Annotated in this window: 11 protein-coding genes and 4 pseudogenes; 10 read left to right on the top strand and 5 right to left on the bottom strand. The window is 56.8% G+C overall.

Annotation, left to right across the window (positions count from 1 at the left end):
• Positions 1–222: transposase domain-containing protein (locus P775_RS15165; RefSeq protein ID WP_143520922.1), on the top strand; the 222-nt coding region annotated here is incomplete at its 5' end.
• A 111-nt stretch (positions 223–333) separates the two neighbouring features.
• Here P775_RS15165 and P775_RS15160 read toward each other — a convergent pair.
• On the bottom strand, positions 334–1,821 hold the full coding sequence (locus P775_RS15160; RefSeq protein ID WP_143520921.1) for a virulence factor family protein: 1,488 nt from the start codon (positions 1,819–1,821) through the stop codon (positions 334–336).
• A 279-nt stretch (positions 1,822–2,100) separates the two neighbouring features.
• On the opposite strand from P775_RS15160, the gene P775_RS15155 reads away from it, so the two are divergent.
• From P775_RS15155 to ilvD, 6 genes are all read left to right on the top strand, one after another.
• Positions 2,101–3,048 (top strand): alpha/beta hydrolase, encoded by a 948-nt coding sequence (locus P775_RS15155; protein WP_099911762.1) that lies wholly within the window; start codon positions 2,101–2,103, stop codon positions 3,046–3,048.
• Between the two features lie 326 nt (positions 3,049–3,374).
• Entirely contained in the window at positions 3,375–3,995 is a 621-nt protein-coding gene (locus P775_RS28550; RefSeq protein ID WP_218967711.1) for a patatin-like phospholipase family protein, read from the top strand.
• The gene (locus tag P775_RS28545; protein ID WP_218967710.1) at positions 3,968–4,492 is read left to right on the top strand and encodes a DUF3734 domain-containing protein; all 525 of its coding nucleotides are present in this window, start codon (positions 3,968–3,970) and stop codon (positions 4,490–4,492) included. Before P775_RS28550 ends, P775_RS28545 begins: the two co-directional genes overlap by 28 nt.
• Positions 4,489–4,659 (top strand): hypothetical protein, encoded by a 171-nt coding sequence (locus tag P775_RS28110; RefSeq protein ID WP_180287455.1) that lies wholly within the window; start codon positions 4,489–4,491, stop codon positions 4,657–4,659. The genes P775_RS28545 and P775_RS28110 overlap by 4 nt, the downstream gene beginning before the upstream one ends.
• Positions 4,660–4,704: 45 nt before the next feature.
• Positions 4,705–5,325, top strand: a complete 621-nt coding sequence (locus tag P775_RS15145; protein WP_099911761.1) for a cytochrome b/b6 domain-containing protein — start codon at positions 4,705–4,707, stop codon at positions 5,323–5,325.
• Positions 5,326–5,442: 117 nt separating this feature from the next.
• Positions 5,443–7,305, top strand: coding sequence for a dihydroxy-acid dehydratase (gene ilvD, locus P775_RS15140; protein ID WP_425439915.1), 1,863 nt, complete (start codon positions 5,443–5,445; stop codon positions 7,303–7,305).
• Positions 7,306–7,499: 194 nt separating this feature from the next.
• On the opposite strand, the gene P775_RS15135 is transcribed toward ilvD, so the two are convergent.
• The 3 genes and pseudogenes from P775_RS15135 to P775_RS15125 form a co-directional block, all read right to left on the bottom strand.
• A complete protein-coding gene (locus P775_RS15135) occupies positions 7,500–7,772 on the bottom strand; it encodes an SDR family oxidoreductase (protein WP_099911760.1) in 273 nt (90 codons plus the stop codon).
• Positions 7,773–7,797: 25 nt separating this feature from the next.
• Positions 7,798–8,475: pseudogene (locus P775_RS15130) on the bottom strand (IS5 family transposase); the annotation flags it as partial.
• A gap of 368 nt (positions 8,476–8,843) precedes the next feature.
• Positions 8,844–9,236, bottom strand: a pseudogene (locus tag P775_RS15125) (transposase); the annotation flags it as partial.
• Between P775_RS15125 and P775_RS15120 the strand changes: the two are divergent.
• Positions 9,225–9,612, top strand: a pseudogene (locus P775_RS15120) (hypothetical protein); the annotation flags it as partial. The pseudogenes P775_RS15125 and P775_RS15120 overlap by 12 nt on opposite strands.
• A gap of 205 nt (positions 9,613–9,817) precedes the next feature.
• A complete protein-coding gene (locus P775_RS15115) occupies positions 9,818–10,354 on the top strand; it encodes a hemerythrin domain-containing protein (RefSeq protein WP_099911759.1) in 537 nt (178 codons plus the stop codon).
• Positions 10,355–10,572: 218 nt separating this feature from the next.
• Here the strand turns inward: P775_RS15115 and P775_RS15110 are convergent.
• A pseudogene (locus tag P775_RS15110) lies at positions 10,573–10,731 on the bottom strand (transposase domain-containing protein); the annotation flags it as partial.
• On the opposite strand from P775_RS15110, the gene P775_RS15105 reads away from it, so the two are divergent.
• On the top strand, positions 10,704–11,048 hold a 345-nt coding region (locus P775_RS15105), incomplete at its 3' end, for a hypothetical protein (protein ID WP_218967709.1). The pseudogene P775_RS15110 and the gene P775_RS15105 sit on opposite strands and share 28 nt — an antisense overlap.

Genomic DNA, 11,048 nt, shown 5'->3' with positions numbered 1-11,048 from the left:
GCCATCAGACCCCAGACACTCACGCGCAAGAACAGCCTCTTCGCCGGATCGGACGAGGGTGGCAAGGCATGGGGCCGCATCGCATTCCTGATCGAGACAGCCAAGATCAATGGCGTTGAGCCTTTCGCCTATCTGAAATCTACGCTCGAAGCCATCGCGGCCGGACATCCGCAACACCGCATCGACGAGTTGCTTCCCTGGAACTTTCCGCCGTCAAGCTGAAACCCCACTGCCGCCCAGACGACGCTTACGTTGATCGCCGTAACCCGATATCTGATTCGCCAAGTCTGCCTATGCTTGGAAATCAGTGCTACCCATCTATACCCCCCAGTATCAGATACATTTGCGCCGGGGTGGATAAAGGCGACAGCCAACAGAATGAGTACGCGCCGGGCCAAGTCCAAAGCGGGGTTCATTCTCCCTCGCCCGCCGCTGGTCGAGACTTGTTAGGATATCCTGCGCAATGGCGCGGTAGTTCCCGTCGAAGTGGTGTCCGCCTTCGGTCTGAAGGGTCTCGACACCGCTTTTGCCAAGGCCGGGGCAAGGGCTGTCCGTCTCGGCAACACCATAGACGCATTGCATCAGTCCCGCTGGAATGCGGGCCAGCGACGGTCCGGTGGGGGTCGCCGCTGGCGAGGGGCCGTCCAGCCAGCCCGACACCGTGATTTCCCAGTCTGCAGCGGGTGAAAGGCCAAGAAGGCTGATCTGCTTGACCCTCGCCTGCATTGCCGGATCAAGCGCCAGATAAGCCGCAGGCAGCACATCTGCTCCAAAGGAATAGCCCATCAGCAGCACATCCGGTGCGTTCCAAGGACCTGAATATCGCGAAACGATCGACGTGATATCCTGTGCGACCTGTTCCGGGGTACGTTTTCCCCAGAAATAACGCAGGGAGTCTAGACCCACGGTCGGCACGCCGCTGGTCTGGAAGATCCCACCGATGGTTCGGTCCAGATCGCGCCAGCCCCCGTCGCCGGACAGGATGATCGCCATCGTGCCGTGGGTGGGTATCGTGCCCAGCACTTGAACCGGCAGCGCTTCGGGCGCGGCGGAAATCTTGTCCACCTCTTCAAACAAGGCTGCTGCAAACAGACCCCCTTCCGAGCCGGCCCCCTCGCTGACGCTGGCCCCCGAGGCGGCGGCGCCGAATGCTTCCGCGCGGGCGCGAGATGCGACACTTGCCGATGGGCTCAGAACAACTGTGACCGGATCGACCAAGGCGCTGGAGGGCAAGGTGTAGATTTCACCATTGTCATTTTCGGTGTGTTTGGCGTCGGTGCACAAAGGGCGGTCAAGCGGAACCGCCACTGCCGGATCCGACACAACTGTGGCCCCGATGGTCGCCGATGGCGTTTGGTCCACGAGGTCCAAGGCCAGTCCGCCGCCCATATCAGACCCCGCGAGAATCGGCGCGCGATAGTCTGCACCGCCCGTGGCGCGCTGGATCTGGTGGCTGAGGCTTTCTATATCGGAAATAAGATAGTGGCAGTCCTCGGACTTGTTTGCCAGATTACTTAGGTATTCGGGCAGCGCGATCCCGACCACAGCGGCGCTTCGTGCGATCAGCTCGTCTGCCAGCACCTGATCAGTGTCTTTCCACCCCGTCATGCCTGAGAACAGTACGACAACCGATCGCGCCTGACCCGATGGCAAAACAATGTGGTCGGATGGTATGGTCCCAGTGATGAAAGACAAAGCAGGCTTTGCATTGGTCCAGTTCCAGACCAGCTTAGCACCGCCAATACCTGCCAGAACTAAAGCCGCAGACAGTGTTAAAGCGCGCAGGCGATGTCTGCCTTCCGCAACTTTCGGGAATCTCAATGCAGCCTCTCCATTCAGTCTCTTCCCGCAGGCCCCAGCTTGCGATACCCTGTGTCCTAATCCATGATCTTCACCCCTGCCTTTCGCGCAGGTTACATTTCGTTAAATTTTGAGATCGCGGCTTCCAGCTGCAGCCCACGCTAAAAATTAATGGGATCGATTGAAGATAGTCATTGGCGTTTGGGCAAAAGAAAGGCCTAGATAGAGAACTTGGCTTGAGATGCGCCCGCGTTTGGCCGCAGGTTCCTGTCTTTCATTTTTTCTAGAAGGAACGACGGCATGCTACGGCAGTGGTTTTTCTGCGCGCTTGTTTTTATCTGCACGCTTGCTCACCCGATCCAGGCTGGGGGCCTTGCCAACCAGTCCGTTCCAAGCGCGGCGCTGGGGCATCCTATCAACATCGTGGTCTATGCGCCTCCCGGTGATCCGCCTGCAACAGGGTGGCCCGTTCTTTACCTGCTCCATGGTCACAACGGCGATCAGACCAGCTGGGTAAATCTGGGTGACATTCAGGCGACGCTCGATCGCATGATATCAGAGCAGGCGATTTCACCGCTTCTGGTGGTGATGCCGGATGCCGCGAACAGTTGGTATGTCGATTCCAAGGACCTAAATGGACCCGGAAATTACGAGACGGCCCTGACGCAGGACTTGCCCAACTGGGTGGAAACGACTTACCCAGTGCGCAGGGATCGTGCGGGGCGCGCTGTTGCGGGCTTGTCGATGGGCGGATTTGGCGCGCTTCATTTTGCGATGTCCTACCCGCAAAAATACGTCGCAGCCGCCAGCCTGTCCGGAGCAATCTGGCAGAACATCCCGAGACCTTACTTGGACAAGACTCCTGACGAGCTTCAATTGATGTCCGAAAGCGCATATTTTCAGAGGGTTGATCCCGCTACCATCGTTGTGGGGCCGGATATCCCCAATCTGATTTCACATTTTAACGGATCGTTCGGCACACCCTTCGATGCGCGCCTTTTCAATCAGGAAAACCTGTTCACAACGCTCGAGACCAGGATTAGTGAAAAATCAGATCTGCCAGCGATGTACCTGACGGTCGGGGATGACGACAGTCGCCAGCTTTGGCGGGGCGCCATCGCGATGTACGAGACGTTGCAGGCTGCGCAGCGCCCCGGGGAATTGCGCATTACAGAAGGCGATCATGTCTGGTCCCTTTGGAGAGTGGCGATCATTGACGCATTAAAGTTTATTGACACACAATTCTGATCGTCACCAGAGAGCTGGAAAATGCGGCCTCCCGGACTCCCGGCCTGCCTTATAGGCTTTGATGGATTTCCGCCTTTGTGCACGTCATGCAAGCAAAAGAGACAGCGCGGCTCTTGGCGGTTGGATGCGATAGCTGCGCCATCGACTATGTTCTTACGCACTGCCAGTGCATAATCGGGTGTCCATTTTAGCGCAGGGCGTAGGAGTACGCATTTTACTTACAAAGAAGTAAGATTGGCACACAGCTGAGGTCCACTGCGCTGTCTAGTTGTCCTGCGAGCCCTTGGTTTAATCCACGGCTGCGGGCAAGATGAAGGACGGACACAATGGATTTTGCAGAACGATACATATTGGTCCTTCAGGGGGGCGGGGCGCTTGGAGCCTATCAGGCTGGCGCGTATGAGCAGCTTGCCACAGCGGGACCAGAGCCGGACTGGGTGGCGGGCATATCGATCGGCGCCATCAACGCAGCCCTGATCTGTGGCAACCGTCCCGAGGATCACGTGACGGCACTGCACGGATTATGGGACAGTATCACGTCACATCTGACCGCACCCCATTTTATATTCGACAAAAGCCGCAAGATTTTTGGGGAACTGGCCGCCGCAATCGTGATCATGTCCGGTTTCCCGTGTTTTTTCCGGCCTCGCAGCCCATTCGAGTTTATGGCGCCGACGGATCATCAACCGCTGAGCGTTTATGACAGCGATGCGCTGCTGGATCTGGTGGATTTCGACTATCTCAATGACGCAGGCCCACGTCTGAGCATCGGTGAATTGGACGTGGAGATCGCGAATTTTACCTATTTCGACAGCAATGATATGCGAATAACGCCCGAACATATCATGGCTAGTGGCACACTCCCACCTAGCTTTGCTCCGGTTGAAATTGCGGGTCGTTTCCACTGGGATGGGGGCTCGTGTCGAAAACACCGCTGCAATATGTGATGGACGCCTTGGGCCAAGATCCAGTCTGCATCTTTCAGGTCGATCTGTTCAGCGAACGCGGCCGTCTGCCTCAGGCCCTGACGGATGTCGGTCAGCGTCTAAAGGATTTTCAGTATTCCAGCCGTACGCGCCTGACAAACGACCGATATCGGCAGCTGTATAACATCCGCGCGGCCGCGATCAGGCTGTCGGCAAAACTGCCTGCCGAGTTGCTTGATGACCCGGACCTTCGGGCGCTGACTTCGGTCCGTCCCGACTGCCCGATCACACTGGTTAAACTGATCCACCGCAAGGACAGCTTTGAGGGGGATGCCAAGGATTATGAATTCTCCCGCATATCGATGACAGAGCATTGGCGGGAGGGCGGAGCAGGTGTTGCGAGTACACTTGGCAGCCGCGAACGCATGCATCTCAAGGCAGGCCAAGAAGGTCTGCAACTATTCGCTGTGACCTCTGCTGCTGTCAGCGAAGCCCAAGGGGAAGGTACCGGCAAATGAACATTGAAGACGTCAACGTCTCCAACCTTTTTATGCTGGTTACAGAGCCGCTCTGTCAGCAAATTTCCGACACATGTTCAACCGCCAATGCATTTCGTCACATCCACAGAGATCTCACATTGGCTTTGGGCAATGTCGTGCATGATGACCTTGCAGCAGACGATTGACAGACTTTGCGCCCTAAAAATTCTTATCACACCGAAGGAACAGCCATGACACCTCCCCTCACAGCCTCTTCCGACAGACACATCCTTGCGACGCGGCTTTTGCATGCGGGTCTTGCGCTTGCCGTGATTATCCAGCTTCTGAGCAGTCTGGTGCTGGAACCCGCTGAAGATGGCCATGTTGGCAACTTATATTTCGAGATCCACCAATACGGTGGCCTTGCGGCCTTTGCCTTTGTGCTGGGGTTCTGGATCACCGTGATGGTGCGGCGGCGCGGGACTTCTGTCGGTGCGCTCTGGCCATGGATTTCGGGCGCTCGGCTGTCGGCGCTTTGGACTGATATCCGCAGCCATCTGTCGACCCTGCGCCACCTGCGCCTGCCCGTGCATGACGACAATGCGGCGCTGCCCTCTGCAATCCACGGGCTTGGTCTGCTGCTGGTAACGGCGATGGCGGTGTCTGGCACTATTTACTACTTTATCAACCAAGGCGATCCAGATGCCGGTGGTCTCGTGGGGATCGTCATGTTCATTCACACCTCGCTGGCGAACTTCGTTTGGGCCTATCTCATCGGCCACGCAGGTTTTGCGGTGCTTCAGCATGGCTTCAATGATTACAGCTTGGGCAACATGTGGTCTCTGCGCCCGCGCCGCGCACAAGGAAAATAATGGGTCCGCAGTTTGTGTTCGTAGGATGCGCACCTCGGCGAGGTTGAGCTTGCAGCCGAGTTGTGCTTGACACATTAAAGGGCTGAAATTTTCGGAATGACGCTTCCGGTCAGCCACATGCCAAACAGGACAGAAAACTTGATACCATATCGTTCAAAGACATCGACATCAGGCCGGAACATGGCGGGCGCAAGGGCGCTCTGGCGCGCCACGGGGATGAAGGATGGTGACTTTGGCAAGCCGATCATCGCCATTGTGAACTCCTTTACCCAGTTCGTTCCGGGACACGTGCATCTGAAGGATCTCGGCCAGATGGTCGCGCGCGAGGTCGAAGCTGCTGGCGGCGTCGCCAAGGAATTCCACACTATTGCTGTAGATGACGGCATCGCCATGGGCCACGATGGTATGCTCTATTCACTGCCTTCGCGAGAGATCATCGCCGACAGTGTGGAATATATGGTTAACGCCCATTGTGCAGATGCCATGATATGCATCTCGAACTGTGACAAGATCACGCCAGGTATGCTGATGGCGGCGATGCGACTTGATATCCCGGCGATTTTTGTGTCCGGTGGCCCGATGGAGGCGGGTAAGGTCAATTTCGAGGGCAAGGAAATCGCGGTCGATCTGGTAGACGCTATGGTGCAGGCTGCAAACCCCGACCTGAGCGACGAACAGCTCAACGAATTCGAAGTCAATGCTTGCCCGACCTGCGGATCCTGTTCTGGCATGTTCACCGCCAATTCGATGAACTGTCTGGCCGAGGCGCTGGGACTGGCGCTGCCGGGCAATGGATCGACGCTTGCCACCCACGCTGACCGCAAGGGGTTGTTCCTCGAAGCCGGGCGCCGGATCGTTGATCTGGCCAAGCGCCATTACGAAGGCGGTGACACCTCGGTCACGCCGCGCGGCATTGCAACCCATGCTGCGTTCGAAAACGCCATGACGCTTGACATCGCCATGGGCGGATCGACCAACACGGTGCTGCACCTTCTGGCAATCGCCCGTGAGGGCGAGGTTGATTTCACCTTGGACGATATGGACCGGTTGAGCCGGATCACCCCCTGCCTGTGTAAGGTGGCCCCGGCGATTAGCCATGTGCACATGGAAGACGTCCATCGCGCTGGTGGGATTTTTGGCATTTTGGGCCAGCTCGACGATGCGGGGCTGATCAACCGGGATGTCGCGACCGTGCACATGCCGACCCTTGGCGAAGCGATTGCCCATTGGGACATTGCGCGCAGCAAGGACAACAAGGTGCATGAACTGTTCAGCGCTGCCCCCGGCGGCGTGCGCACCATCGAAGCGTTTAGCCAAGCCAGCCGTTATCTAAGCCTCGACACCGATCGCGAAAAGGGTGTTATCCGATCCAAGGAACATGCCTTTAGCCAAGATGGCGGATTAGCGGTTCTGTTCGGGAATATCGCCCAGGAAGGCTGTGTGGTGAAAACCGCAGGCGTTGACGACAGCATTCTGAAGTTCAGCGGCCCGGCAAAGATATGCGAAAGCCAGGACGAGGCGGTGAACCGGATCCTGAGCAAGGAGATTTCGGCTGGAGATGTGGTGATCATCCGCTACGAGGGGCCACGGGGCGGTCCGGGCATGCAAGAAATGCTCTATCCGACAAGCTATCTGAAATCGATGCGGCTGGGCAAAGCCTGTGCGCTAATCACCGATGGCCGCTTTTCGGGCGGCACTTCGGGTCTGTCGATTGGCCATGTTTCGCCCGAAGCGGCAGAAGGCGGCAATATCGGTCTGCTGGTTGAAGGCGATATAATCGAGATCGATATTCCCAATCGGACCATCAATGTGGCGCTCAGCGAAGAAATGCTCGCGACAAGGCGTGCAGCGATGGACGCCAAAGGAGAGGCTTCCTGGAAGCCTGGCGCACCGCGCAAGCGCAAGGTCAGCCGCGCGCTGAAAGCATACGCGGCGTTGGTCGCCAATGCCAGCCAGGGCGCAGTCCGCCTCGATCCATGATCGCAAGTGAGCGCTTCGCTCAACTCATGTGATGCGTTTGCGTTCAAGGGTAGGGTTGGCGTGGTCGAAAAGCTGAATCCGAACTTCGAGTTCTTGCGCGATTGGGGCAAGAACCTTGGCCCCGCGCGCAGTTTAAGACCACTTTCTACGCTTGCCTTTGGGCTTCACAACGACTGCGCGGTGTCCTGGCGGCATCAGACTCTGGAGATTAACCCGCCATCCACAAAGATCATCTGACGCTTGAGGAAAGAGGCGGCGTCGCTTGACAGGTAGACGGCTGTATCGACCAGTTCCTCGACTTTCCCCAAGCGGCCCGCAGGTGTGTGCTTTTCAAGCCAATCGGTGAAGTCCGGATCTTCGCTCAGCGTTTTGTTGAGCGGAGTCCTGAAATAGCCAAGGGTAAGCGTATTGAAATAAATGCCGTACTTTGCCCAATCGGTTGATATCCCCCCGGGTGGAGTTCGCACCGCTCGAGATCATGTCATCGGCCACGAACATGATCTCGATCCGGTTGCGCCGTTTGTACCTCCGCTTGTCATATTTCAGCGCTTTCTTGCGGGACGTTTGACCGGGAATGCAAACCTTTATCCCTTTGTCTTTCAAGGCTTCTCGCAGCTAGGCGGCATCGTATCCACGATCCCCCAAGAGCCAATCCGCCTACGGCAGGCTGCTCAGCAGTGCCGCGGCGCCAGTGTAATCGCTCACCTGTTCAGCCGACATAAAGAACCGGATCGGGCGGCCCTTCGCGTCTGTGACGGCATGTAACTTCGTGTTCATGCCGTGGTGCGCCCGATTTGGCGAGCACGCCCCCCTTTTTACCCCAGGCTCGAGGCCGTGCGGTGCGCTTTCAGATAGGTCGCTTCCATTGCCCGGAAGTTGATTGCGCAGCAATCAATGAGAGGGGATCATGATGGTCTTGTGTTCGGTGCCTTCAGCGGCCAGGCCCGCCATAATCCGCGCAAAGACGCCCTTTTCACTCCAGCGGTTGTAGAGTGTTTTGGCCGGACCATACTCCCTAGGCGCATCGCATCACCGCAAATCATTGCGATTGATGAAGATTATGCCACTCAGAACTCTTCTATCATCGACCCGGGGCTTGCCATGGCTCTTCGGAAAAAACGGTTTCAGGCGCTCGATTTGCGCTTCGCTTAACCAGTAAAGATTGCTCATAGATCAGGTCTCCTTACGGAGCCTGAAACACGACAACGGACTGAAATCAATGGGTCTGGAGCCTAAGGAACAACCGCGTTGCAGAAAAGATCACATGAGGTAATTCAGTTCTACACCACCTTGGCGCTTAAAAATCGAAGATGATTTTGGCCGCACCTTAGTATACACGACTGGTGTCAGACTGCGAAATTTTGTTTCGCGATGAATTAGGGCCTGTGGACAATCATCTTGAGGCTATGAGTGCTGCTACGAGATTCCAACACGCTGCGTATCTGCAGTCGGTTTTGTCATACCTTGTGGCTATCCCTCTGAGGGAATGTCCCGCTTGATGTTGAAGAGCGCGACGGGGGGCGCTGCTGATTTCGGGGTTACGCGGCATCTGCCACCTGGTCAACGGCGCCTTCGGGTTTGGAGCGATGCTTCTCCAGTGCCGCCTTGAGGACGGGCAACTGCTTGTGGGCCTTGAGGCGACGGAAGCATTTGGCGGCCTCGATCATGCCCGCAGCGGTCCAGCGCAGCGCCATTTTCGCGTCGCGCCAGCACTTCACGTTCCGGCAGACCTGTCTGATCACCGCGTTCATGGACTCGACGATGTTTGTCGAAGCCAGCGAGCGGCGCAGTTCGGGCGGCAGGCCGAGGCGGGTCACGGTGAGGATCTCGTCGAGGCCCTCGAGGATGCTCTTCGACACGCTGGGCGCCTCGAGTTCGAGGCGGCGCGTGAGATTGCGCAGAAGACGTTCGGCCTTGTCGCCGTCGTCGATCGTGGCTAGCGCGGACACGGCGTCGCAAAGACCCGAGTTCTGATATCCGGCATGCGCCGCGGGCTGACGGATGGGCTGAAAGCGCAGCTCCGACGGCGCAGCGCGATCGAGCCGGAAATTGGCCACATGAAGACCGATGGGCACCTCGCGCGCTGCCGACTCAAAGGGACCAATGGCCCCTATCGGGCATGTAAACATGCCCTGCCGGGCAATGGATTCGCTCTTCGCTGTCATGTGCGGCTGCGGGCACAACATCCGCAAGATCCTGGCCCGGCTGAGGGCTCTTTTGGTCCTGTTGTTTATGTGCCTGTCACGGGCGCATAGCGCGATCAACGCCTTCACGAACCGATCATTAGCAGTGCAAATCGCCGCGTAGGCGTTGTTCAACGTCGACTAAATTATCAAACCGATTTCATGCGTATTTTGCCTTCGGAAATCGGCGTCGCGTCGTCATATGCTTACATGTTCTTCGAGGTTGGGTACACCTTATCAGAATGTCAATATTTGCCGCACCACTTCACTTTGACCTGCTATCGACTACATCTACCCAAAGCGAAATCAACAGACGGAGAGGGTCCATCATGGATATTACGCAGCTTATCATAGACGATCACGCCGAGCAGAGGCGCCTTTTTGCGGCTATAGATGAAATCAGCCCACACGATACTGAGGCGTTAGAGTCCGTCTGGGTACGTTTGAAGGCCCTTCTCGACTCTCATGCCGAAGCGGAGGAGCGTTATTTTTATCCTGAGCTTCTGAAGCTGGGGACAGGCGCCACAGATGCTGACAGCGCGGACGAGGAAACGCAAGACGCGATCGAAGATCACAATGACATTCGCGATACGGGCGAAGAGGTACAGAAGCACGAAATAGGCTCGCCAGAATGGTTTTCGGCAATTGACGCATGCAACGTCGCTAACAGCGATCACATGGGTGAGGAAGAGCGTCAGGGCCTAACGGATTTCCGTCGAAACGCGTCTTTCGAACTTCGCCACAAGCTGGCTGTGCGGTTTCTTGCGTTCCAGTGCGCACATTTAACCGGCGTCGATGTTGCTGACAAAAACCCTGACGACTACATTGAGGATCCTTCGAAGGCTGTCCGGGATGCACATGGGTAGACCCCTCAGTGCGGCTACTCGATCTGCATTGATCAAACCGAGTCATTAAACTCGCGCGTCAGAAGAAAATCACTTGAATCTGGTATTGTGAAAGTCCGCAGATATGACTGCGGTGTGCGATCTTCTGTACGAGATCAATGTACTGCCGGCCATCACCAACTTGGTCAGGATCACTTGGCATGTAAGCGGGAAGGCATGGCCGTTCATGGGTTTTAGTTTCACGGCCTGAGGGCATCGATTTCAGCACTGGGCCATTGGTTGGCGATGCGCTCCAATGTCCGCGTCAGCCAGGCTGCAGGATCGACTTCGTTGATCTTGCAGGTCTGCAGGAGCGTTGCGATGGTGGCCCATGTCCGCCCTGCGCCATCGGAAGCAGCGTCATGATGCCGGGCGACTGTGTTTTGACGCGGTTGTCACCTATCGGTCTCACCCGCTTTGCGGCCAAACAGTTGAAATTACAGGATCGGTTGAGCACGACTTTTGTCGTCATCTTTTGATCCGCCAAGATCATGGTGGGGCATTTTATCTTCCGGCCTGGATGATCACACCTGAGGCCGGATCGATCAAGCCTGTCGGTACTCCACGCTTACCTCTTGAACGGTTGCGTGATCTTCGCGCGCTGCTGGATCTGCTTTTACACTCCCGTGAGGACGAATTGGTCAGCACAGGAGATGTCGATGCCACAACCCCATCA

The sequence above is a fragment of the Puniceibacterium antarcticum genome (genome assembly GCF_002760615.1).
GTDB classification, from domain to species: Bacteria; Pseudomonadota; Alphaproteobacteria; order Rhodobacterales; family Rhodobacteraceae; genus Puniceibacterium; species Puniceibacterium antarcticum.
The sequence above is the reverse complement of the archived record's forward strand: the minus strand, read 5'-3'. Positions and strand labels throughout refer to the sequence as shown.